We start from the raw sequence: 22,645 nt of genomic DNA on the forward strand, positions 1-22,645 counted from the left end.
CGTCACGGGGTGGCGGGGTCGCCCGCCACCCCGTGCAGCACGGCCTGCCGCATCCGGCGCAGCTCCGGCCCCGGCCGCGCGGCCAGGTCGGCGGCCAGCCGGTCGCGCACCCGGTCGTACAGGGCCAGCGCGTCTGCCTGCCTGCCGCCGGCGCTCAGTGCCCGCATGAGCAGTGCGGCCACCGGTTCGTGGTGCGGGTGCACCGAGGCCAGCGCCCACAGCTCGTCCAGGGTCTCGGCGTGCCTGCCCAGGCTCAGCTGGCAGTGCGCCGCGCGCAGGGCGAGGTGCACGCCCCGGTCGGTCAGCCGGAGCCGTTCGGTCTCCGCGAACGGTCCCAGCAGCCCGGCCAGCGGGTCGCCGCGGAACAGGGCCAGCGCCCGGCGGTAGGCCCGCACCGCCTCGGCCAGGTCACCCGCGCGCTCGGCCGTGGCCGCCTCCGCGGCGATCCGGGCCAGCCCGGTCAGGTCGAGGTCCACCGCGGTGGCGCGGAAACGGTAGCCCCGCTGATCCCGTTCGATCACCGGGTCCCCGCCGCGGTGCAGGCATTTGCGCAGCCGGTAGACGTAGACCGGGACCACGTTGCCCAGCGGCGGTTCCAGCCCCCACACCCGGTGCAGCAGCTCGGCCTGGCTGACCGGGATGTCCGGGCGCAGCACCAGCGCGGCCAGCAGGCTCTGCTGCCGGACCGGCCCGAGGTCCAGCGCTTCCGCGCCGTGCCAGGCCCGCACCGGTCCGAGCACCGAGATCCGCAGCCGCGCGGCCGGGACCGGGGCGGTGAGCGGGAGGGTGATGCCGTGGTCGAAGGCGTAGACGATGGCCGCGGCCCGATCGCGCAGGCCGAGCTTGGCCTGGATGCGCCGGACGTGCTCGGTCACCGCCTGCTCCGCGACCGCGAGCGCGCGGCCGATCTCGGCGTCGGTGCGGCCGCGGCCGAGCGCGCGCAACACCTCGCGTTCGGTTCCGGTCAGCTCTTCGGTGGTGAGGCTGGGCACTCGCTGAGCGTGCGGTCCGGTCCGGGCGGCCGACCAGGCCATGAACCGGCCAATTGTGGCCGGTCCGATCACCGCTGCGGTCTGCGCCCCTGCCGCCGGTACAGCCGCAGCGCCTGCCGCCACACGTCCCCGGCCGGTCCGGACTCGCCGAGCGCGAGCTGGGCCTCGGCCAGTTTCGCCAGGGTGTTGGCTTCCTCGTAGGTGTTGCCGAGCTCGCGGTACACGGTCAGCGCCTGCCGGTAGTAGTCCAGGGCGTCGGCGTGCCTGCCGGTGTGCTGGGCGATGTAGCCCAGGCTGTCCAGGGTGTAGCCGAGACTGTCCGGCGCTGCGCTGTCATGGTGCTGCCGGAGCAGGGACAACGCGCTCTCGCAGTGCGCGCGGGCCTGCTCGAAGTCGGTCAGCAGGGCGTGGTACCAGCCCACCGCGTTGAGCGCCTGAGCTTCCCGCAGCGGCAGGCCGAGCCCCCGGTACAGCTCCAGCGCGCGGGTGGCGTGCGCCAGCGCGTGCTCGTTGTCCCCCAACTGTTCCCTGGCCCAGGCGAGGGTGTGCTGGGTGTGTGCCTGAGCCAGCGCGTCGCCGCTCTGCTCGGCCAGCTCCAGCGCCTGCCGGAGGTGCCGCACCGCCTCCTCGTGCTGCCCCGCCCTGGCGTGGGCGTGCCCGAGCAGCCGGTGCGCCCTGGCCCGCGCGGCCGGATCGCCCAGTGCCTCGGCCGCGGCCAGCCCGGCCTGCCACAGCGCGAGCGCCCCGTGCAGCCGCCCGCGCCGCCGGTGCACCACGTCCAGCGCACCGGCCAGCTGCCACACCAGCAGGTGCCACCCCCGGTCCCTGGCCAACCGGTGCACCGCCGCCAGGTTGCCCTCCTCGGCATCGAACCAGGCCAGCGCCGCGGCCTCGTCCCGCAGGTGGCTGTCGGTGGCGGGCGGTTCCAGCGGGATCGGCTCGCGGTGCGGGGCCAGCAGCCGGTCCGCGGCGTGCGCGGTGCTCAGGTAGTGCCCGGCCAACGCGGCCTCCCGGTCCGCATCGCCCGCCGCCAGGCGCTGGGCGTACTGCCGCACCAGGTCGTGGAAGCGGTACCGGCCGGGCACGGGCTGCTGGAGCAGGTGCGCGTCCACCAGCTCTTCCAGCAACTCCTCGGCAGCGGCCACCTCGATCCCGGCGAGCGCGGCCGCGGCCCGCCGTTCGATGTCCGGCCCGGGATGCAGCCCCAGCAGCCGGAACAGCCGCTGCTGCGCATCCGTGAGCTGCCGGTAGGACACCTCGAACGCCGCACCCACCCCCGCCAGCCGACCCTCCCGCAGCCGCTCGGTCAGATCCGCCACCGTCCACGCCGGACGCCCGCGCAACCGGGCGGCCGCGATCCGGACCGCCAGCGGCAGGAACCCGCAGCACCGCACCAGCTCCGCCACGGCTTCCCGTTGTCCGGCAACACGTTCCGCCCCCGCCACCCGCTCGAACAACGCGACCGCGTCCGCGGCGGACAACACGTCCAGCGACACCGCCCGCCCACTGCCCAACCCCGCGAGCCGCCCCCGGCTGGTCACCAGCGCCAGACACCCGGCCGCCCCCGGCAACAACGGCCGCACCTGCGCCGCGCTCACCGCGTTGTCCAGCACCACCAGCACCCGCCGCCCGGCCAGCTCCGCCCGCCACAACGAGGCCCGCTCATCCAGCCCAGCCGGAATCCGCTCCCCGCCAACCCCCAACGCGCGCAACAACATCTCCAGCGCCGCCGCCGGATCGGTGGCCTCCCGCTCACTGGCGTGCCCGTGCAGGTCGATGAACAGCGCGCCGTCGGGATAACGCCCGGCCAGCCGGTGCGCGACGTGCACGGCCAGCGTGGTCTTGCCCACCCCGGCCATCCCGTCGATCGCGTCGATCACCACCGTCCGCGGCCTGCCGTCACCCAGCTCCGCCAGCAGCCGCTCAACCTCCTCGGCCCGCCCGGTGAACTCCGCGGTGTCCCCCGGCAGGTCGTTGCGACCACCGGCGGGCGGCGCGGGATCATCCACGGCCGCGGCCAGCAACTGACCGCGTTCGGCCGGTGCCAACTCCAGCGCGTCGGCCAGCCGCCGGGCCGTGGACGGCCGGGGATCGGCCCGCCTACCGGTCTCCAGCCCGCCGATGGTGCGCACACCGACCCCGGACCGCTGCGCCAACTGCTCCTGGGTGAGCCCCGCCAGCACCCTGAACTGCCGCAGCCGCAAGCCGAACCGGCCCGTCACCCGTCACTCCCCCTGGGGAAAGCGGAGCAGCTACTCCGTCCCACTCCAACATATAGCGCACCGGGGGCCTTGCGGCAAGGCCCCGGTCATGCCGCAGAATCTCCCGCCGTAGCCACAACCAGCGAAAACGGGAGTACCCAGGTGCGAATGACGGACGCCGACGTGATCATCGTGGGCGCGGGCCCCACCGGGCTGATGCTGGCCGGTGAACTGCGGCTGACCGGGGTGCGGCCGCTGGTGCTGGAGCGGCAGCCGGAGCTGCGGGACATCCCGAAGGCCGGTGGGCTGGGCGGGCAGGTCCTGGAGCTGTTGCGCTACCGGGGTGTGCTGGACAAGCTGGTCGCGGCCACCACCGGTCCGCTGCCGCCGCCCCGGTTCCCCTTCGGCGGGGTGCACGTGGACCTCACCCGCCTGCCGGACCCGCCGATGCACGCGCTGCCGCTGCCGCAGGCGCGACTGGAGCGGGTGCTGGAGGACCACGCCCTGGCGGTTGGCACCGAGATCCGGCGCGGGCACGAGGTGCTCGGGGTGAGTCAGGACGAGGACGGGGTCACCGCGGAGGTGCGCGGGCCGGACGGGCCGTACGAGGTGCGGGGCAGGTACCTGGTGGGCTGTGACGGGCCGCGCAGCCCGGTGCGGGAGCTGGCCGGGATTCCATTCCCCGGCACCACCTATCCGGAGGTGAACCGGTTCGCGCACGTGACCTTGCCGGAGTCGGTGCGGGTGCTGGACGACGGCGATCTGGACATCGCCGGGCAGCGCCGGATCGCCGCCGGTTTCACCCGGACCGAGCGGGGTGTGTTCGCCTTCGGGCCGCTCTCCCCCGGGTCGGTGATGGTCTACACCACCGAGGACGAGTTCACCCAGCCCGAGGACGACGCGCCGATGACGCTGGCCGAGGTCAGCGAGAGCGTGCGCCGGGTGCTGGGCATCGACCTGCCCATGGGCGAAGCCAGCAGGCTCTCCCGCTACCGCCACCAGGCGCGGCAGGCCGAGCGGTACCGGGACGGCCGGATCCTGCTCGCCGGTGATGCGGCGCACCAGTTCCCGGCCACCGGGGTCGGGCTCAACGCCGGGATGCTGGACGCGGTCAACCTGGCCTGGAAGCTGGCCGCCGCACTGCAAGGCTGGGCTCCGGACGGGCTGTTGGAGACCTACCACCAGGAGCGGCACTTCGCCGGGGCGCGCACCCTCCAGCACACCCAGGCCCAGGTGGCGTTGCGGCGCACCCAGGACGCGGCCGCCGACGCGCTGCGCGCGGTGTTCCAGGAACTGCTCGCCGACGAGCCCGCGGCCCGGCGGATCGGCGCCATGATCGCGGGTTCGGACTTCCGCTACCCGCTGCCCGGCGCCGACCGGCACCCCTTGGTCGGCGCGTTCGCCCCCGACCTCGCCCTGCACACCGACCAGGGCGGCACCAGCGTCGCCGAACTGCTCGCCGCCGCGCGGCCGGTGCTGCTCGACCTGACCGGGCGGGCCGACCTGCACGAGGTCGCCGGGGACTGGCGGCACCGGGTCGACCTGGTCACCGCCAAGACCGAGGACCGGCCGGCCGACCTGCTGCTGATCCGCCCGGACGCGCACATCGCCTGGGCGGCAAGCCTCGACGAGCCCGCGGACACCGCGGCACCCGCACTGCGCGAGGCCCTCGCCACCTGGTTCGGCGACCCGGTCGCTGAGCTCGGCTAGACGGTGCGCCCGCGCTGCCTCCGCCAGGGGCAGCGCGGCCGCCACTGCCTACTGGAGACCAACTCTGACCACGAGTTTCCCCACCGCGCCGCCGTCCTCCATCAGCTGGTGGGCCTCGCGGATCTCGGTCAGCGCGAACACCCGGTGGATGCGCACCGGCAGCGTCCCGGCCTCGATCAGCTCCAGGTAGCGCTGGAGGTCGGCCCGCGGCAGGTCGCTGCTCTCGCCGCCGTAGGCGGTGAGGCGGACGCCGTTGGGCAGGTAGTCCATCGGGTAGAAGTCCGGGATGGTCCACTGGTCGCTGAGCATGCCGGTGAAGCAGACCGTGCCGTGCTTTCCGGTGGCGCGCAACGTGTCCGGCAGGGTGTTGGTGCCCACCAGCTCCAGCGCGGCGTGCACACCCCCGGGCCGGATCTCCCTCACCCGGTCGGCGATCCGGCCGTCGTCGAGGAGCGGGTGGTCGACGCCGAGGTCCCGCAACGCGGCCAACTTGGCCGGATTCCTGGTGGTGGACAACACTTCCAGCCCGTGCTCCTTGGCCAGCACCGCGGCCGCCACGCCCACCGAGGAGGTGCCGCCGCGGACCAGGAAGCTCTGGCCGGGCTGGATCGCCAGTCCGGTGTGCAGCGAGCCGTGCGCGGTCTGCAACATCTCCGGCAGCGCGCCGAGGGTGGCCCAGTCCAGGCTGGTCCGCACCGGGATGACACAACTCGCCGGCACCAGGGTGTACTCGGCGTAACCGCCGTCGAAGGCCCGGCCCATGCCGCCCATCATCGCCACCACCGGCTGGCCCGGCTCGAACTCACCGCCCGGCGCGGCATCCACGGTGCCCACGGCCTCGATGCCGGGCACGATCGGAAATACCGGGTTGGTGGCCAATCCGGTGCGCAGGTGCTGCTCGGAACGGTTGAGTCCGAAGGCTTCCACCTTGATCCGCACCCACCCCTCGCGGGCCTCCGGCACCGGCACCTCGCGCAACTGGAGCGCCTCCACCGGCCCCGGCCCGTCCAGCACCACCGCACGCATCATCCTCATGCCGTGGTGCAACCCGCCCCGGTCCGGAAAAGTTCCCGGACCGGGGCGGATCATGCGATCAGTGCGAGGCCCGCAACGCGGCGATCACCCATTCGAAGGCGGGCACCGCGGGCCCGGCCGGCCGCGGCGGCCACCCGTTGAGCACACCCAGCAGGTGCCAGTACCGCTCCACCCTGCCGTCGGTGAAGGTCGCCAGCTGCTCGGCCACCCCAGCCCGCTCGGACACCGGTAGCGTCGGCGCGATCCGGTCCAGGTAGGCCCCGGCCTCCGGCGCGTCCGGCGCGACCCCGGCGGCCAGCGCCGCACCCGCGTGCTCGATCACCAGCTCCGCCGAGATCCCGAAGTCCGGCGACTGCTGGTGCGCCTGCTCGGACCCGGCCACCGCCATCTCCCGGACCCGGCGCTGGAAGTCCTCGTCCCGCACCAGCTCCGCCAGCTCCACCCAGGCGTTGACCTGCTCGTCGGTGGGGTCGTCCGGCAGCTCGGCAGGCAGCTGCCGCATGGAGTCCGCGAGCCCAGCCCCGGGTGCCGCCGGGTCGGTGCCGTCGAACGCGCGCTCGACGAACTCGTCCAGGATGCGCTGCCGCTCCCCCGCGGACAGTCGCGCCAGTTCGTGCATGAGTTTCATCTCCTCGGTAGTTCCGCCACGTCGAACGACCGCCCGCAGCACCGCCCGCCGCACCCGCAAGGTGCGGATCTCGGCATCCAGCGCGGTCACGTGCGTCCGCGCCACATCGGTCACCGTGACCTGCTCGGCCAGCACCTTGGCCACCGTGTCCAGGTCCATCCCCAGCTCACGCAGGGTGCGCACCAGCTCAAGCCGGCCGACCGCGGCCGCGTCGTAGAGCCGGTAACCCCCATAGGACCTGGCGGTGGGCGGCAGCAGTCCGCTGTCGGACCAGAACCGGATGGTCCTGGTCGACAGACCGGTGCTGCGGGAGAGCTGTCCGATGGTGAACAGCTCGTCTTCGTCGTTCACGAGGAGCAGCCTGAACCTTCCAGCAGGTGGAAACTCAAGCCCATTCTCACCGTCGCGCCGCCGCCCGCAACGGGGAGGCCCCCGCGTGCGATCCCACCGCCGACGATGACTCCGCCGAGGAGGAAGTCGATATTGAGGGACAATGGCCCGCATCGAGATCTTGCGGGAGGGGAGTTTTCGAGATGGCGTGGCTTGACCGGGATCGAATGCCAGTGCGGTTCACCGTGGGGACCTCCGTCCTGAGCGGCCTCATCCTGACGACAATCCTGAAAGCACTACAGACAGATATCCCCAACAGCGTCATCTTCATCTGGTTCGCTCTGACCTCCGGCGGTGTCGCGGTGATCTCCTGGGTCACCTTCTCAATACTTCAGACCACGCGAAAACGCTCAAGACGAGCCTTCCTGATGACCTCGGCGTTCAGCCAGAAGTACTACGTGGCCGCGCTCGTGCACCGCCTGCACAGCGCATTCGACCAGGACGGCATCGACCTGGTGCTCAAAGTGCCGGATCGGGACTACGACGCGGGGGCGCAGTCCCAGCACCTGGAAAGGCTCCTGGACAGACGGCGTGACTACCTGGGCGGCGTGATCGTGGCCAGCGAGGTGCACCGGCTCCGCGACGACCTGACGAGGTTCTGCCAGAAATCCCGGCTGCCCATTGTCTTCACCGATCTGGAGCCCTTTGAGAACGAGTCCGAATATCCGGACAACAGCGCTTTCATCGGGTACGACACGGGCGAACTCGGCGACCTGGCCGGAAAATGGCTGGCCAAGCGCCTCCGCGGAAAGAAGCGCCCACGTGTCCTCATCATCGCCAGCCGCGAGCACCGGAGCCGGCAAGAACGCTGCGCGCAGGTCCTGCGCCGCGAGCTCGACGGTGTGGCGATCACCGTTGAGGACCGCTGCGACTTCGTGCGTTCTCGCGCGTACGACGCGGTGCACTCCCATGTCCGGCAACTGGAGTCCCGCCAGTGCCTCAACGCGATCTTCTGCACCAACGACGAGATGGCCCTGGGCGCTGTTGACGCCCTCTCGGCGACCTTGCCGGCCACGCACAACACGGTCGTCGTCGGCGTCGATGGAGTGCTGGAAGCGAAAGCGCTCATCAACACCGCGAACAGCCCGCTGCGCGCCACCGTCGTCCAGGACACCCACCGCCTAGCCGTGAGCGTCGCCAACCTCTTGGTCAAGATGCACCGCGGCCGCCCGGTGCCGAAGCGAACGATCCTGAACGCTGAGGTGTACGAGGCCGAGTGACCACTCGGTCAGGGTGGCGTAGTCGGCGTCGGTGAGGCCGTGCCGCGGGTCGACCCGGTGCAGCAGCGCGGTTCCCGGGTGGTGGGCGGACACCCAGGCCCGGTCGGGATCGGTGATCTCGTCGTCGACCCAGGCGAACGCGCGTCCGGCGGCGAAGGCGACCAGGGCGCGGGTCTTCCAGTGCAGGCCGATCCGCTCGTCGCGTTCGTCCACATCGGACGGTTCCGGCCAGTCGACCACCGGCAGCCGGGGCAGGCCGAGCAGCGGGGTGAGGCACTCGTTGGCCTCTTCCATCCAGGTGGTGGCCCAGACCAGTTCGCAGGGCAGGGCGGCGAGGCGGGGGCCGTGGGCGGGATTGAGCCTGGACAGCAACGGGTTCGCTGTTGCTACCGGGCCGGTTGGGTAGGTCGGGTAGGACTGCCCGCCGAAGGGGATGAGGGGGCCGTCGACGTCGAGGAACAGCAGCGGAGGTGGGGCGGCGCCGGTCACGGACGCACGATAGCGAGGTCAGGCCGCGCGGGGGGTGGCCCTGAGGAGTTGGGTGAGGAACTCGGTGTTGGTCGGGGTGGCGCGCAGGCCGTCCAGGAGCTTGTCCACGGCCTGGTGGGGTTCGCAGGTGTGCAGGGCGCGGCGCAGGGCGCGGGTGGCGGCGATTTCCGTTGCGGAGCACAGGATCTCGTCCTTGCGGGTGCCGGTGCGGCGGATGTCGACGGCGGGGTGGCGGCGCTGGTTGGCGATGCCCCGGTCCAGCACGAGCTCGGCGTTGCCGGTGGCCTTGTACTCCTCGAAGATCAGGTTGTCGCCCGCGGAGCCGGTGTCGACGAGGGCGGTGGCGAAGATGGTGAGGGAGCCGCCCTGCTCGATCGCCCTTGCCGCGCCGAGGAACCGCTTCGGCGGGGTCAGGGCGGCGGCGTCGATGCCGCCGGAGAGGATGCGGCCGGAGGCGGGGGCGGCCAGGTTGTAGGCGCGGCCCAGGCGGGTCAGGGAATCCAGCAGCACCACCACGTCCTGGCCCAGTTCGACCAGGCGTTTGGCGCGTTCGATGGCGAGCTCGGCCAGTGCGGTGTGCTCGCGGGGCGGCCGGTCGAAGGTGGCGCCGATGACCTCGCCGGGCACGGTGCGGGCGAAGTCGGTGACCTCCTCCGGGCGTTCGCCGACCAGGACCGCCATCAGGTGGCATTCCGGGTGGTTGTGGCTGATCGCGTGCGCGATCGCGTGCAGCACCGTGGTTTTGCCCGCTTTGGGCGGGGCCACGATCAGCGCGCGCTGGCCCTTGCCGACCGGCATGAGCAGGTCGATCACCCTGGTGGTCAGCGCCTGCGGGGTGGTTTCCAGGCGCAGGCGGTCGCGGGGGTGGATGGGGGTCAGGTCGGTGAAGGCCGGGCGGGTGGCCGCGCGCAGCGGGTCCTGGCCGTTGATCGTCTCGACCTGGGCCAGGCGGAGCCTGCCGTTTCCGGCCGGCTGCGCGACTCCGGTGACGCGGTCGCCCCGGCGTAGCTTGCAGGCACCGGCGATGGCTTGCGGGACAAGGACATCGTCGGGGGTGGGCAGGTAGGAGTGGTCGCGGAGGTAGCTGCGGTTGTCCTGGGTGTCGAGCACCCCGGACACCGTGAAGGTGTTGTCGGACATGGGTTTTCTTTCCGTGAGGTGGTTCGCCGGGGAAGGCGGGTAGCCACGTCCGGCGAGGGGGAACCGTGAAATCGGAAACCGGCTGTTGGGGGACGACTGTCCAGAACCCGCGAGCGGTAGACGCCTTCACGGTAGCAGACCGCGCGCCGCTCGCCCAGTGAGTTGTCCCACGGCACCCCCGCCCCAGGTCAGTGGCGGCCCACCCGGTCCGGACGCGGCGCGGTCGCGGCGTGCGGCCGTCGGCGGTACCACATCGTCCACGCCACCAGCAGCCCGACCGCGACCAGCTCGATCACCTGGCTGAGACCGGCCATCACCTCGATCGGCAGCCGGTAGACCAGCACCGCCCTGACCGCGGAGGCAGCCAGCAGGCCCCCGGCCCAGACCGTGGTCAGCAGCAGGAACAGGCGGCGGAACGCGGGTTCCTCGGCGATGCGCTGGTCCCAGTCCTCGGCGCCGGTGCCGCGCATGCGCCTGGCCACGTGGAAGATGGCGGGCCGGGTGGTCAGGCAGGTGCCGAGGAAGACCAGCGCGACCACGGTGGTGATCAGCGGTTCGCGCAGCAGCATGAGCCGGGGGTCGCTGGTCAGCAGGGCGCCGATGAGGCTGAGCAGGCTGGTCAGCAGCATGAGCAGGACCAGTGGCTCGACCCGGCGGCGGGCGCAGAGCAGGTAGCCGGCGCGTAGCCCCACCGCGATGGTGCCGGCCAGCAGGCAGGTCAGGTTGTCGAAGCCGAGCAGGCGGGCGGCGTAGAAGGTCAGCGGGGACAGGCCGATGTCCAGCACCAGTCCCAGCAGCCAGGTGAACCGGTTGTGCGGCATGGTCACCACCCCACCGGCAGGCGGTCCAGGCCGAAGACCTGCGCCTGCTGTTTGTAGCGCGGTTCCGCCGAGGTCAGGTGCAGCGTGGGCAGCCGGGTGAGCAGGCGGGTGAAGGCGATCTCCAGTTCGGCGCGGGCCAGGTGCGCGCCGATGCACTGGTGCGGACCGTGTCCGAAGGCGAGGTGGTGCCGGGCCGGGCGGGACGGGTCGAACTCGTCGGGGCGGTCGAGGAAATCGGGATCGCGGTTGGCGGACAGGCCGAGGGTGAGCACGCCCTCCCCCGCCCGGATGAGCCTGCCGCCCAGCTCGACGTCGGCGGTGGCGACCCTGGCGGCCACCGTGTCGGCGACGGAGAGGAAGCGGAGCAGCTCCTCGACCACCGCGGGCATACGCCGGGGATCTTCGCGGAGTTCCCGGCACAGCTCAGGTTCACCGAGCAGGGTGAGCAGGCCGAGGGAGATCATGTTCGCGGTGGTCTCGTGCCCGGCGACCAGCAGGATCAGCAGCATGCCCACCGCGCCGGGCCTGCTCAGGCTGCCCTCGGCGACCGGTCCCGCAACGAGCCTGCTCACCAGATCTCCGGCGACCGGCTCGGCAGCCAGCCCGCTCACCAGGTCCCCAGCGGTTTCGCGCTGCCGCCGCTCGAACAGCGCGTCCAGGTAGCCGAACAGCTCCCCCGTGGCCGCGCCCGACTCCTCGGCACTACTGGCCTGGCTCAACGCGACACGAGTCCGCGACTCGAAGAACTCGTGGTCGGCATAGGGCACCCCGAGCATCCGGCAGATCACCAGCGAGGGCAGTGGCAGCGCGAACGCCGACACCAGGTCCGCCTCCGGCCCACTCGCCACCATCTCGTCGATGAGCCGGTCGGCCACCCGTTCGATCTCCGGCCGCAGCGCGCTCACCCGGCGCACGGTGAACTCGGCGTTGAGCATCCGCCGGTACACCCCGTGCTCGGGCGGGTCGGTGTCCAGGAACGGTCGCCGCCGCGCGGGTGGACCGTCGCCTTCGCGTCTGCGGGGGAAGCCGGGGCGGGTGGCGTCGATGCTGAAGCGCGGGTCGGTGAGCACCGTGCGCACGTCGGCATGCCTGCTGACCAGCCAGACCCGGTCGCCGCTGGGCAGGGTGGCCCTGGCGACCGGGTCGGTGGCGCGCAGCCGGGCGTACTCCGGCGGCTCGGTGTGCGGACAGGTGCGCGGGATCGGGAGTTTCACGAACGCGACGCTAGGGACGGGCCGGGTGGAGTTGCCTCGGCGCACGGGTGGGTTCGCTCAGCCGGGGATCTCCACCCCGGGGTGGAGGGCGGCCGCCGTGGCGGTGCCGGTGAGGTCGGCGACCCGGCCCTGGAACAGGATCCGGCCGCCGTGCCTGCCCGGTCCGGGGCCGAGGTCGATCAGCCAGTCGGCGCGCCGGATCACGTCCAGGTTGTGCTCGATGACCAGCACGGTGTGGCCCTGCTCGACCAGGTCGTCCAGCACGGAGAGCAGGTTGTCGATGTCGCTCAGGTGCAGGCCGGTGGTGGGCTCGTCCAGCACGTACAGGGTGGGCGCGGTGGTCTCGCGCAGCTCCTTGGCGATCTTGACGCGCTGGCACTCGCCACCGGAGAGGGTGGTCAGCGGCTGGCCGAGACGGAGGTAGCCGAGGCCGACCTGGTCCAGGTGGCGCAGGGAGCTCGCGATCGCCGGGTCGGTCAGGCGGTGGATGGCCTCGGTGATGGTCAGGTCGTCGATGTCGGCGATGGACAGGCCGTCCACCTTGTGCCGCAACACTTCCGGCGTGAAGCGGCGGCCGTGACAGGTCTGGCAGACCGTCTCCTGGCCATCCAGGAACGCCAGGTCGGTGTAGATGACGCCCAGGCCCGCGCAGTCGGGGCAGGCACCCGCGGAGTTGGCGCTGAACAGGGTGGCGGGGACGTTGTTGGTGCGGGCGAACAGTTTCCGGACGGGGGTGGCGATGCCGGTGTAGGTGATGGGGGTGGAACGGCGGTTGGTGCTGACCGGTTTCTGGTCGATGACGATGGCCTCGTGCTGGGCCAGCAGCTCGGCGGCCAGGCTGGACTTGCCCGATCCGGCCACGCCGGTGAGCACGGTCAGCACACCGGTGGGGATGTCGGCGGTGACGTTGTCCAGGTTGTTGCGGGTGGCGTTGGCGATCGTCAGCCAGCCGCGCGGGTTCCTGGGCTGGGTCTTGATCGGGCGGGGCCGGGACAGCGCGGCCGCGGTGGGGGTGGTGGCTTGCTGGAGCTCGGCGAAGGTGCCTTGGAAGACCAGGGTTCCGCCGTGTTCGCCCGCGTGCGGGCCGATCTCGATGATCTGGTCGGCGATGGCCATCACCTCGGGGTCGTGCTCGACGACGAGGACGCTGTTCCCCTTGTCCCGCAGCTGTTCGAGCAGGGTGGTCATCGCGGCCACGTCGTGCGGGTGCAGGCCGACGGTGGGCTCGTCGAAGACGTAGAGCATCTCGATCAGGCTGCTGCCCAGGTGTTTCACCGTCTTGATGCGCTGGGACTCGCCGCCGGAGAGGGTGGTGGTGGCCCGGCCCAGGTGCAGGTAGCCGAGGCCGATGGTGACCATCGCGGCCAGGCGGTCCCGCAACGCGTCCAGCACCGGCCGCACCGTCGGCTCGGTCAGTTCCGCCACCAGGTTGGCCAGTTCGCTGATCTCCATCCTGGCCAGCTCGCCGATGGTGTGGCCGCGCACGGTGGCGGTGCGGGCCGCCTCGTTCAGCCGGTCGCCGTGGCAGTCCGGGCACCGCTCGGCGCGGGTGAACCGGGCCAGGGTCTCCTTCTTGCGGTCGGAGAGGTCGTCGCTGGTGTGCAGGTAGATCCGCTCGAACCGCTCCACCACACCCTCGTAGTCCTTGGGCGGCTTGGTGCCCAGCCGCGCGGCGTGCTCGCCGCCGTAGAGCAGCGCGTCCCGCTCGGCCTTGGACCACTCGCGCAGCGGGGTGTGCACGTCGAAGGAGCCGATGTCGGCGTACTGGGAGTACCAGTAGCCGCCGTTCCCGAAGCCGGGCAACAGGATCGCGCCGTCGGCCAGTGAGCGGTCCAGGTCCACGAAGCGGTCCACCGCGCTGGCCACCACCTCGCCGAGGCCGGCGCAGGTCTGGCACATGCCCGCCTGGTCGTTGAAGGAGAAGTGGTTCGACTCGCCCACGTGCGGGGTGCTCAGCCGGGAGAACAGCAGGCGCAGGTAGGTCCAGGCGTCGGTGATCGTGCCGACGGTGGAGCGGGCGTTGCCGCCGAGGCGGCGCTGGTCGATCACCACCACCGGGGACAGGCCGTCGATCTGGCCGACCTCGGGCCTGGTCCACTTCGGCAGCCGGTTGCGGGTGAACGGCGGGAAGGTCTCGGTGAGCTGGAAGCCCGCCTCGGCCGCGATCGTGTCGAACACCAGGGAGGACTTGCCGGAGCCGGACAGGCCGACGAACACCACCACCTGCCCGCGCGGCACGTCCACATCGAGCGACTTCAGGTTGTTGGTCCGGGCGTCCCGGATGCGGATGGTCGACATGCCGGCCACGCTACGAGCAGATGTGGCCAGAATCTGACCGCGATTCGCGCGAGAATGTCGGCATGGCGGATGTGTTGCACCGGGTGCTCTCGCTGCTGGCCGAACTCCAGACCGGCAAGGCGTTCACCGGCGAGGAGCTGGCGGCCCGGCTCGCGGTCGCCCCGCGCACGCTGCGCCGGGACGTGGACCGGCTGCGCAGCTACGGCTACCCGGTGCAGACCCAGCCGGGGCCGGGCGGCTACTACCGGCTGGCCGCCGGGCGGGCCATGCCGCCGCTGCTGCTGGACGACGACGAGGCCATCGCCACCCTGCTCGGCCTGGCCACGCTGGCCGCCGTCGGCCAGGCGGGCGAGGGCAGCGTGGACGACGCGGCCACCCGCGCCTACGGCAAGGTCGACCAGTACCTGCCCAAGCGGCTGCGGCCCCGCGCGGCGGCCCTGCGCGCCAGCCTGGAGACCACCGCCACGCCCGCGCCGAGCACCAGCGCGGAGACGATGAGCACGCTCGCCGAGGCCATCCAGCACCACCACCTGGTGTCCTTCGACTACACCCGCGCGAACGGAACCGCGAGCACCCGCCGGGTGGAGCCACACCGCCAGCTGCACCTGCACCTGCGCTGGTACCTGCTGGCCTGGGACACCGACCGGGCGGACTGGCGGGTCTTCCGCATCGACCGCATCGCCGAGCCGAGGGACCTCGGCCGGACCTTCGCGCCCCGGCCGCTGCCCGCCGACAGCGGGATCGACTACGTGCGCCAAGGCATGCGGCGGCAGCGGCAGCGCGTGGTGCTCACCGTGCAGGCCCCGCTGGAGGTGGTAGCGGACGCGTTCAAGTACCAGGACGTCGAGCTCAGCCCGCTCCCCGAGGGCACCAGAGCCGTGCTGTACCTGGATTCCTGGCAGTGGCTGGTGCAGGGCCTGGCGTTCCTGGACGCGGACTTCACCATCCACGAACCGGCGGAGTTCCGCCAGGCCTGCCAACGGTTCGGTGCGCGGCTCAGGTGAGCGGTTTGCCGCCGGTGACCGCGAGCACCTCGCCGGTGATGTAGCTGGACTCCTGGGAGGCGAAGAACACGTAGGCCGGGGCCAGCTCGGCGGGCTGGCCGGCGCGGCCCATCGGGGTGTTGCCACCGAAGGAGTCCACCTTCTCCTCGGGCATGGTGGCCGGGATCAGCGGTGTCCAAACAGGACCGGGGGCCACCGCGTTGACCCGGATGCCCTGCTCGATCAGGTCGTTGGACAGGGCCTTGGTGAAGGTGACGATGCCGCCCTTGGTGGTGGCGTAGTCCAGCAGCTCGGCGGAGGGCTGGGAGGCCTGGATGGAGGCGGTGTTGATGATCGCGCCGCCGGGCGGCATGTGCGGCACGGTGGCCTTGCACAGCCAGAACATCGCGTACAGGTTGGTCTTGAGCACCCGGTCGAACTGCTCGGTGCTGATGCCGAGGATGCCCTCGTCCTGGGACATCTGGTAGGCGGCGTTGTTGACCAGCACGTCGATGTGACCGAACTCCTGCACCGCCCGCGCGACCAGGTGCTGGCAGTGCTCCTCGGACTGGATGTCCCCCGGCACGCACACCGCCTCGCGACCGGCCTCGCGCACCAGCTCGGCCGTGCTCTGCGCGTCCTCTTCCTCCTCGGGCAGGTAGGACAGCAGCAGGTCGGCCCCTTCGCGGGCGAAGGCGATGGCCACCGCGCGGCCGATGCCGGAGTCGCCGCCGGTGATCAGCGCCTTGCGGCCGGCCAGGCGGGCGCTGCCGCGGTAGGTGCGCTCGCCGTGGTCGGGTTGTGGGCCCATGGCCTCGCCGGTGCCGGGGTGCGACTGCTCCTGGCCCTGCTGCTGTCCTGGGCGCGGGTACTGGGTTCGCGGGTCCTGCTGGGTGTACTGGTCCTCGGCCATGCGGTGGTCTTACCCCGTGTTCATCCGGCCAATCCCAGGTAGTCGCTCAGTTGGGTGGCCGCGCGCAGCATGGCCAGGCCCTGCGCGGTGAGCTTGCGCTGCCAGTCTTCCAGCGCGCCGGCCAGGGAGTCGGTGCCGCCCGCGGTGCGGATCTGGTGGACCACGGTGGCGATGTGCGCGAGCGGGTAGCCGCCGCGGCGGAGCAGGTGGGCCAGTTCGGCGTCGCGGCGGTCCTCGGCGGTGTAGACCCGGTAGCCGGTGGCCGGATCCCGTGCGGGAGTGAGGATTCCGGCCTGTTCCCAGTTGCGCACGGTGGCCGGGGTGACGCCGAGCTGGTGGGCCAGCTCGCCGATGCTGCGCGGTCCCGGTGACGGCGGCGCGGCGGGTTGCCCGGTCAGGTGGGCGACCGCTTCGCGAACCGCGGCCAGGGTTTCCTGGTCGCGCAGGGACTGGCTGTGACCGCGGTGGATTGTCAGCAGCACCTCGTTGAGCTCGCCGTGGTGCACCGTGCGCATGATCTGGCCGCCGAGGGCGTGCCCGTAGGCGCCGACCAGGGCTAGGTAGGCGCGCAGCGCGGCGGCGTGCCGCTCGGTGTAGATCCGGTAGCCGCTGGCGGTGCGCTCGGCCGGCGGCAGGAAGCCGTCGCGCTCGTAGTTGCGCACCGCCTGGGTGGACAGGCCGTGCTCCCGCGCGAGGTCGGCTGGTCGTAGGGTTCTCACCGCTTTGAGACTTTACCGCAGCCTCGCTGAGGCCAGCGCGCTGGAAGTTTCAACCGGTCTTTCAAAGTTACGATTGAGACCTATGAGTCAGGACATTCGAGACTTCGTGACCACGGCCGAGCTGGTGGCGCTGGGCGAGCCGACCCACCAGGAACCGGCCTTCGGGCACCTGCGCAACGAGCTGTTCGCCCAGCTGGCCGCGCACGGCTTCCGCTCGATCGCGCTGGAGACCTGCCGGGTGGCCGCCCTCGCGGTCAACGACTTCGTCCAGGAGGGCGTCGGCACCCTCGATTCGGTGCTGGCGGAGGGCTTCACGCACAACTTCGGTGAGCTGGCGGCCAACCGGGAGCTGGTGGCCTGGATGCGCGAGTACAACGAGGGCAGGCCACCGGCGGACCGGCTGGCCTTCCACGGCTTCGACGCCGCGATGGAGACCTTCAGCGTGCCCAGCCCCCGGCGCTTCCTCGAACACGCCCGCGACTACCTGGGACTCGACCTCGACTTCGCCGGTCTGCTGGGCGCGGACGAGCAGTGGAGCGACACCGCGGCGGTGATGGACCCCGACCAGTCGCCGGGGGCCACCCCCGAGGCGGCGCGGGCGCGGGTGCTCGCCGACGAGCTGCTCACCATGCTCGACCAGTGCGCCCCGGGGTTGATCGCGGCGACCTCGCGGGCGGCGTGGGTGCGGGCGCGGGTCCACCTCACCGCCGGTCTGGACCTGTTGCGCTACCACTACCTGGCCGCGCAGCAGCTGGAGTCCAACGAGCGGTGGGGCCGGCTGAGCGCCACCAGGGACACCTTCATGGCGCGCAACATCCTGGACATCCGCGGCCTGGAGGCCCGGCGCGGCGGGACCCTGCTCGGCGCGCACAACCTGCACTTGCAGACCCGCCAGAGCCACATGGCGATGGGGCCGTTGACCATCTCCTGGCTGTCGGCCGGGGCGATGGTGGCCGCGCTGACCCAGGAGCGCTACACCTTCATCGCCGGGAGCCTGGGCCGCAGCGCGAAGCTCGGCCTCGGCGAGCCGCACCCGGACACCTACGAGGCCGAACTGCAGGAGCGGTTCGCCACCTGGGGCCTGACCAAGGCCGAGGCGATCGCACCGGCGGAGGTCCGCAGCGACATGACGCCGCAGCAGGGCTACTTCCCGCTGGATGAGTTCAACCTGGGCGGCGCCGCCGCGGTGCTGCACGTCAGCGACGGCGCCGCCATCGGGTCATAGCGTCGGGACCACCATCGGGGTGCCGGTCACCGGGTCCGGCACCACGATGCTGGGCAGGTCGAAGACCTCCTTGAGCAGCGCGCTGTCCACCACCTCGGCCGGGGCGCCCTCGGCGACCACCCTGCCCTCCTTCATCGCCACCAGGTGGTCGGCGTAGCGGCAGGCCTGGTTGATGTCGTGCAGCACCGCCACGATGGTCCGGCCCTCCTCCCGCAGCCGGGCCAGCAGGGTGAGCAGCTGGTACTGGTGGGTGATGTCCAGGAAGGACGTGGGCTCGTCCAGCAGCAGGTAGGGCGTCTGCTGGGCGAGCACCAGGGCCACCCACACCCGCTGCCGCTGGCCGCCGGAGAGCTCGTGCACTCCCCGTTCGGCCAGCTCGGCCACCCCGGCGGCGGCCATCGCTTCCGCCACCGCCCGATCGTCCGCTGTGGACCAGGTGGACAGCAGGGACTGGTGCGGGAAACGGCCCCGGGCGACCAGCTGGCGGACCTTGATGTTCTCCGGGGTCACCGGGTCCTGCGGCAGGAAGCCGAGTGAACGGGCCAGCGCCTTGGCCGGGTAGGCGCCCACCTCGCGGTCGTCCAGGCGCACCGCGCCCCCGGCCGGGCGGAGCAGCCGGACGAAGGCGCGCAGCAGGGTGGACTTGCCGCAGGCGTTGGGGCCCACGATCGCGGTGAACTTCCCGTCCGGGATGTCCAGGTCCAGCCGGGTGGAGACGACCCGCTCGCCGTAGCGAAGGGTGAGTTCCCGTGCGTGCAGGCGTGCGGTCACGCGCGCCTCACCTCCCTGGTGAGCAGCCAGATCAAGTAGCAGCCGCCGATCGCGCTGCTGAGCACGCCGACCGGCAGCGCGACCGGGGCCAGCAGCAGTTGGGCGAGCAGGTCCGCGCCGAGCAGCAGCACCGCGCCGGTCAGCGCGGCGGGCAGCAGCGGCACGCCGGGTGAGCGGGCCAGCCTGCGCCCGATCTGCGGGGCGGCCAGCGCGATGAACACGATCGGCCCGGCCACCGCGGACACCGTTGCCGTGCAACCCACTCCGATGAGCACCACCAGCAGCCGCAGCCGGGACACCCCGACGCCGGTGGTGGCCGCCAGGTCCGCGCCCAACGCGTGCTGCTGCAAGGCATGCGACTGGGTGGCCAGCACCGCGACCAGCACCGCGATCACCGCGAACGGCAGCCACACCTGCGGCCAGCCGATGCCGTTGAGCGAACCGGCGTGCCAGCCGACCGCGGCGATGGCGACCTCCAGTTCGGCGCGCAGCACGATCCAGGAGTTCAGCGCCGCCGCCATCGCGTTCATCGCCACGCCGATCACCACCAGCCGCAGCCCGGACAGCCCGCCCCGGCTGGCCAGCAGGTAGATCAGCCCGGCCACCAGCAGCGCGCCGCAGACCGCGCTCACCGCGCGCTGCGCCGAGGTGCCGGCCAGCACGGTGATCGCGAACAGCGCGCCGGTGTAGGCGCCGCTGTCCAGGCCGAGCACGTCCGGGCTGCCCATCGGGTTGCGGGTGATGTTCTGGAAGATCGCCCCGGCCAGGCCGAGCGCGGCCCCGAACACCAGCGCCGCCAGCACCCTCGGCAACCGCCAATCCCTGATGACCACAATGGAATCGCCCGTTCCGGCCAGCGCGGCGAACACCTGGGCCGGGCTGGACCAGGACGCGCCCAGGCACAGCCCGAGCAGGCCGAGTCCGAGCATCGCCACCACCAGCGCGAGCACCACCACCAGCGTCCGGCGCTCGACCCGGAGTGTCTTCCCGCCGCGCGGCAGGGCGAAGGTCACCGGGCCGCTCACAACGAGTCCGCCCCGTAGCGCCGGACCGCCCAGATCAGCACCGGGCCGCCCAGGAAGGCGGTCACGATGGCCACCGGCACCTCGCCGGTGACCAGCAGCACCCGGGACAGGGTGTCCGCGAGGAGCAGCAGCACCGGGCCGAGCACCATGGTGTGGCCGAGCAGCCAGGGGACCGAGCCGTCGGCCAGCCGCCGGGCCAGGTGCGGCACCATCAGCCCGACGAAGATGATCGGTCCGGCCACCGCGGTGGCCGCGCCGACCAGCACGGTGATCAGCACCAGCGCCAGCAGCCGGACCCTGGCCACCCGCACGCCGAGCGCGCGCGCCACCGTCTCGCCGAGGGTGACCGCGCCGAGCGAACGGCTCAGCAGCAGGGTGCCCAGCAGCGCGATCCCGATGGCCGCCATGGGCAGCGCCAGGGAGAGCCGCTCCCGCCCGGCCAGCGAGCCGACCGACCAGAACCGGTACTGGTCCAGCACTTCCGGCGACATCAGCCGCAGGCCGAGGGAGACGCCGGTGAGCACCGCGGTCAGCGCCACCCCGGTGAGCACCAGCCGCAGCGGCGAGCGGTGCCCGACCGAGTAGACCACCAGCGCGGCCAGCACCGCGCCGAGCATGGCCAGCCCGAGCTGCTCGCCCTGGGCGGCGGCCAGGCCCAGCGCGGAGCCGACGGTGATGGCGAAACCCGCGCCCGCGGTGACGCCGAGGATGCCGGGTTCGGCCAGCGGGTTGCGGGACAGGGTCTGGATCACCGCGCCCGCGGTGGCCAGCGCCGCGCCCACCCCGATGGCCAGCAGCGCGCGCGGCACCCGGATGTCCCAGACGATCAGGTGGTCGCTGGATCCGTTGTAGGACACCAGCGCGCGCACCACCTCACCGGGCGCGACCGGGTTGGCGCCGACGCCGATGCTGACCACCACGGCCACCGCGAGCAGCGCCAGCCCACCGGCCAGCACCCAGAGCTGCCGCCCCATCACCCGGCCAGCAGCGGGGCGAACGCGGTGTCGATCGCGCCCAGGGTGGTCAGCGCCGAGGAGTAGGTGGCCGCCTCGGTGTAGCGGAACGGGAAGGTCTTGCCCGCCTTGACCGCGGGCAGGTTCTTCCACAGCTCGGAGTCCAGCACGTACTGCACCGGCGCGGGCACCGAGCCGTCCGGCTTGACCGAGTAGGTGATCGCGTCGGCCTCGGCGTAGGCGGCGGTCAGCTCCTCGATGGAGGAGTACTCGGCGACGGCCTTGGAGCCGCTGCCCTTCTGCTTCACCTCGCCGTAGTAGTTCGCGCCGATGTCCTGGGCGATGTTGGTGCCCCAGGAGCCGTTGAACTCGTGGTGGAACTGGCCCTTGGCGACCTCGCCGTAGGCGCCGAGGTGGCCGAGCTTGAGCTTGGGCAGCACGGCCTGGTACTTGGCTTTCAGCTCGGCGGCCTTGGCGTCGTACTTGTTCTTGGCGTCGTCGAACTTGGCCGACACACCGGCCGCCTCGGCCTGGCGGCGGGAGAGCTCACGCCAGGCCGACGGCACGGTCGGGCCGATCGCGACCACCGGGGCCACGGTCTTGAGCCGGGCCACGTCGATGTCGCCGAGCACCGGGGCGGGCACGCCGATCACGATCAGGTCGGGCTGGGCGTTGGCGATGGCCTCGTAGTTGGTCTCCTTGGCCTGCTCGCCGGCGACCTTCTTCAGGCCGTCGTAGGTCTTGCGGTCCTCCGGCGTCATCAGCGGCAGGCCGCGGGCCCAGGTGGAGATGCCCACCAGCGGCGCGCCCGCCTCGATCAGCGCGGGAACCGCGTAGCCGGTGGCGATCACCCGCTGCGGCTTGGCCGGGATGGTGATGTCGCCGTTGTCGGCCTTGACCACCCTGGTGCCACCGGCGTTCTCCTTGCCGGACTCGCCCGAGCCGCAGCCGGTGACCGCGAGCGCCAGGGTGAGGGTGAGCGCGCCGAGCAGGCGCAGGGGGCGGCGGGCGGACATCAGCGTTCCTCGTTTCCGGCGGCGGTGTGCTCGTGGTCGTGCTCGTGGTCCTCGTCGAAGTCGGCCTCGCCGCGCTTCCAGTAGCCGGTGATGTCCTGCTCACCCTTGCCCAGCCCCAGCTCCTTGACCCAGCGGCGCAGCGGCTTGATCTCCCCGGCCTCCCCGGCGACCCAGACGTGGATCCGTTCGCCCTCGGGCAGGCTGACCTGCTGGACAGCGGGCGCGAGCAGTCCGGCGGTGCCCGGCGGCAGCGCCCCCCGGTGCAGCCAGCGCACCTCGACGCCCTCGGGCGCGGAGAGTTCGATCTCCTCGGTGGCGTCGGCGACCTCGATGAAGGCCCAGCCCTTCGCGGTGCGCGGCAGCTCCTCCAGCCAGCGGGCGATCGCGGGCAGCGCGGTGAGGTCCCCGGCGAGCAGGTAGCGGTCGAAGGTGTGCGGCACGATCCGGCCGCCGGGCGGACCGGCCACGTGCACCGGCTCGCCGGGCTGGACGGTGCGGGCCCAGTCCGCGCCGAGGCCGCTCTCGTGCAGGGCGATGTCCAGGTCGAGCTCGCCGGTGGCCGGGTCGTAGCGGCGCACGGTGTACTCGCGGGAGGTCGGCGCGGGCCGGGGCCAGCGCAGCATGAGGCCGTTGGGCTCGGGCAGGCGCAGCGAGCCGTCCGGCTCCGGGAAGATCAGCTTCACGTGCTCGTCCGGCGCGTGCGCCTCGAAGCCCTCGGTGCCGGGACCGCCCAGGGTCACCCGGACCAGGCCCGCGCCGACCGGGCGGACCGCGCGCACCTCGGCCTGCCGGATGCGGATCGGGTAGGGCACCTTCTCCGCGCTGGTCCCGGCCCTGACCTCGGCGATCCGTTCCCGGTGCCGATGCCGATGCCGATGATCTACTTTTTCCACTGCGAACTC

20 protein-coding genes are annotated in these 22,645 nt (G+C 72.2%); 4 read left to right on the forward strand and 16 right to left on the reverse strand.

The window, feature by feature from the left end:
* Positions 1-2: 2 nt before the first annotated feature.
* Entirely contained in the window at positions 3-992 is a 990-nt protein-coding gene (locus N8J89_RS25315) for an AfsR/SARP family transcriptional regulator (RefSeq protein ID WP_283659502.1), read from the reverse strand.
* Between the two features lie 68 nt (positions 993-1,060).
* Positions 1,061-3,214 carry an ATP-binding protein gene (locus tag N8J89_RS25320; protein ID WP_283659503.1) on the reverse strand — a complete coding sequence of 718 codons (2,154 nt, stop codon included), beginning with the start codon at positions 3,212-3,214 and terminating at the stop codon, positions 1,061-1,063.
* 147 nt (positions 3,215-3,361) lie between these two features.
* Between N8J89_RS25320 and N8J89_RS25325 the strand changes: the two genes are divergently transcribed.
* Positions 3,362-4,903 (forward strand): FAD-dependent monooxygenase, encoded by a 1,542-nt coding sequence (locus tag N8J89_RS25325; protein WP_283659504.1) that lies wholly within the window; start codon positions 3,362-3,364, stop codon positions 4,901-4,903.
* A 48-nt stretch (positions 4,904-4,951) separates the two neighbouring features.
* On the opposite strand, the gene N8J89_RS25330 is transcribed toward N8J89_RS25325, so the two are convergent.
* Together N8J89_RS25330 and N8J89_RS25335 are read right to left on the reverse strand one after the other, a co-directional pair.
* Complete coding sequence (locus N8J89_RS25330; RefSeq protein ID WP_283666244.1) at positions 4,952-5,929, reverse strand: zinc-binding alcohol dehydrogenase family protein; 978 nt, start codon at positions 5,927-5,929, stop codon at positions 4,952-4,954.
* 67 nt (positions 5,930-5,996) lie between these two features.
* Positions 5,997-6,917, reverse strand: a complete 921-nt coding sequence (locus N8J89_RS25335) for a helix-turn-helix domain-containing protein (RefSeq protein ID WP_283659505.1) — start codon at positions 6,915-6,917, stop codon at positions 5,997-5,999.
* Positions 6,918-7,099: 182 nt separating this feature from the next.
* Here N8J89_RS25335 and N8J89_RS25340 point away from each other — a divergent pair, with 182 nt between their 5' ends.
* On the forward strand, positions 7,100-8,176 hold the full coding sequence (locus N8J89_RS25340; protein WP_283659506.1) for a sugar ABC transporter substrate-binding protein: 1,077 nt from the start codon (positions 7,100-7,102) through the stop codon (positions 8,174-8,176).
* Here the strand turns inward: N8J89_RS25340 and N8J89_RS25345 are convergent.
* The 5 genes from N8J89_RS25345 to N8J89_RS25365 form a co-directional block, all read right to left on the reverse strand.
* Positions 8,078-8,665: an HAD domain-containing protein gene (locus N8J89_RS25345; protein WP_283659507.1), complete on the reverse strand. Its 588-nt coding sequence runs from the start codon at positions 8,663-8,665 to the stop codon at positions 8,078-8,080. The genes N8J89_RS25340 and N8J89_RS25345 overlap by 99 nt on opposite strands.
* An 18-nt stretch (positions 8,666-8,683) precedes the next feature.
* On the reverse strand, positions 8,684-9,805 hold the full coding sequence (gene rho, locus N8J89_RS25350; protein WP_283659508.1) for a transcription termination factor Rho: 1,122 nt from the start codon (positions 9,803-9,805) through the stop codon (positions 8,684-8,686).
* A 188-nt stretch (positions 9,806-9,993) separates the two neighbouring features.
* The gene (locus N8J89_RS25355) at positions 9,994-10,626 is read right to left on the reverse strand and encodes a VC0807 family protein (RefSeq protein WP_283659509.1); all 633 of its coding nucleotides are present in this window, start codon (positions 10,624-10,626) and stop codon (positions 9,994-9,996) included.
* 2 nt (positions 10,627-10,628) lie between these two features.
* On the reverse strand, positions 10,629-11,840 hold the full coding sequence (locus N8J89_RS25360) for a cytochrome P450 (protein ID WP_283659510.1): 1,212 nt from the start codon (positions 11,838-11,840) through the stop codon (positions 10,629-10,631).
* Between the two features lie 57 nt (positions 11,841-11,897).
* Positions 11,898-14,138 carry an ATP-binding cassette domain-containing protein gene (locus tag N8J89_RS25365; protein ID WP_283659511.1) on the reverse strand — a complete coding sequence of 747 codons (2,241 nt, stop codon included), beginning with the start codon at positions 14,136-14,138 and terminating at the stop codon, positions 11,898-11,900.
* 62 nt (positions 14,139-14,200) lie between these two features.
* Here N8J89_RS25365 and N8J89_RS25370 point away from each other — a divergent pair, with 62 nt between their 5' ends.
* Complete coding sequence (locus N8J89_RS25370) at positions 14,201-15,142, forward strand: helix-turn-helix transcriptional regulator (protein WP_283659512.1); 942 nt, start codon at positions 14,201-14,203, stop codon at positions 15,140-15,142.
* On the opposite strand, the gene N8J89_RS25375 is transcribed toward N8J89_RS25370, so the two are convergent.
* Positions 15,135-16,034 (reverse strand): SDR family oxidoreductase, encoded by a 900-nt coding sequence (locus N8J89_RS25375; protein WP_283659513.1) that lies wholly within the window; start codon positions 16,032-16,034, stop codon positions 15,135-15,137. The two genes, N8J89_RS25370 and N8J89_RS25375, sit on opposite strands and share 8 nt — an antisense overlap.
* A 20-nt stretch (positions 16,035-16,054) precedes the next feature.
* The gene (locus tag N8J89_RS25380; protein ID WP_283659514.1) at positions 16,055-16,753 is read right to left on the reverse strand and encodes a TioE family transcriptional regulator; all 699 of its coding nucleotides are present in this window, start codon (positions 16,751-16,753) and stop codon (positions 16,055-16,057) included.
* Positions 16,754-16,835: 82 nt separating this feature from the next.
* Between N8J89_RS25380 and N8J89_RS25385 the strand changes: the two genes are divergently transcribed.
* Complete coding sequence (locus N8J89_RS25385; RefSeq protein WP_283659515.1) at positions 16,836-17,978, forward strand: erythromycin esterase family protein; 1,143 nt, start codon at positions 16,836-16,838, stop codon at positions 17,976-17,978.
* Here N8J89_RS25385 and N8J89_RS25390 read toward each other — a convergent pair.
* The 5 genes from N8J89_RS25390 to N8J89_RS25410 are packed head-to-tail and all read right to left on the reverse strand — an operon-like array spanning position 17,973 to position 22,636.
* A complete protein-coding gene (locus N8J89_RS25390) occupies positions 17,973-18,749 on the reverse strand; it encodes an ABC transporter ATP-binding protein (RefSeq protein WP_283659516.1) in 777 nt (258 codons plus the stop codon). The two genes, N8J89_RS25385 and N8J89_RS25390, sit on opposite strands and share 6 nt — an antisense overlap.
* Positions 18,746-19,774, reverse strand: a complete 1,029-nt coding sequence (locus tag N8J89_RS25395; protein WP_283659517.1) for a FecCD family ABC transporter permease — start codon at positions 19,772-19,774, stop codon at positions 18,746-18,748. Before N8J89_RS25395 ends, N8J89_RS25390 begins: the two co-directional genes overlap by 4 nt.
* Entirely contained in the window at positions 19,771-20,748 is a 978-nt protein-coding gene (locus tag N8J89_RS25400; RefSeq protein ID WP_283659518.1) for a FecCD family ABC transporter permease, read from the reverse strand. Before N8J89_RS25400 ends, N8J89_RS25395 begins: the two co-directional genes overlap by 4 nt.
* Entirely contained in the window at positions 20,748-21,743 is a 996-nt protein-coding gene (locus N8J89_RS25405) for an ABC transporter substrate-binding protein (RefSeq protein ID WP_283659519.1), read from the reverse strand. Before N8J89_RS25405 ends, N8J89_RS25400 begins: the two co-directional genes overlap by 1 nt.
* The gene (locus N8J89_RS25410; protein WP_283659520.1) at positions 21,743-22,636 is read right to left on the reverse strand and encodes a siderophore-interacting protein; all 894 of its coding nucleotides are present in this window, start codon (positions 22,634-22,636) and stop codon (positions 21,743-21,745) included. Before N8J89_RS25410 ends, N8J89_RS25405 begins: the two co-directional genes overlap by 1 nt.
* Positions 22,637-22,645: the final 9 nt, after the last annotated feature.

This window comes from Crossiella sp. CA-258035 (genome assembly GCF_030064675.1).
Lineage (GTDB): Bacteria > Actinomycetota > Actinomycetes > Mycobacteriales > Pseudonocardiaceae > Crossiella.

What these genes read in the sequence shown, in the direction of transcription:
- N8J89_RS25365 (WP_283659511.1), bottom strand. Translation starts at nt 14,138, where the DNA reads ATGTCGACCATCCGCATCCGGGACGCCCGGACCAACAACCTGAAGTCG.
- N8J89_RS25385 (WP_283659515.1), top strand. Translation starts at nt 16,836, where the DNA reads ATGAGTCAGGACATTCGAGACTTCGTGACCACGGCCGAGCTGGTGGCG.
- N8J89_RS25370 (WP_283659512.1), top strand. Translation starts at nt 14,201, where the DNA reads ATGGCGGATGTGTTGCACCGGGTGCTCTCGCTGCTGGCCGAACTCCAG.
- N8J89_RS25325 (WP_283659504.1), top strand. Translation starts at nt 3,362, where the DNA reads ATGACGGACGCCGACGTGATCATCGTGGGCGCGGGCCCCACCGGGCTG.
- rho (WP_283659508.1), bottom strand. Translation starts at nt 9,805, where the DNA reads ATGTCCGACAACACCTTCACGGTGTCCGGGGTGCTCGACACCCAGGAC.
- N8J89_RS25330 (WP_283666244.1), bottom strand. Translation starts at nt 5,929, where the DNA reads ATGCGTGCGGTGGTGCTGGACGGGCCGGGGCCGGTGGAGGCGCTCCAG.
- N8J89_RS25400 (WP_283659518.1), bottom strand. Translation starts at nt 20,748, where the DNA reads ATGGGGCGGCAGCTCTGGGTGCTGGCCGGTGGGCTGGCGCTGCTCGCG.
- N8J89_RS25375 (WP_283659513.1), bottom strand. Translation starts at nt 16,034, where the DNA reads ATGGCCGAGGACCAGTACACCCAGCAGGACCCGCGAACCCAGTACCCG.
- N8J89_RS25340 (WP_283659506.1), top strand. Translation starts at nt 7,100, where the DNA reads ATGGCGTGGCTTGACCGGGATCGAATGCCAGTGCGGTTCACCGTGGGG.
- N8J89_RS25355 (WP_283659509.1), bottom strand. Translation starts at nt 10,626, where the DNA reads ATGCCGCACAACCGGTTCACCTGGCTGCTGGGACTGGTGCTGGACATC.
- N8J89_RS25405 (WP_283659519.1), bottom strand. Translation starts at nt 21,743, where the DNA reads ATGTCCGCCCGCCGCCCCCTGCGCCTGCTCGGCGCGCTCACCCTCACC.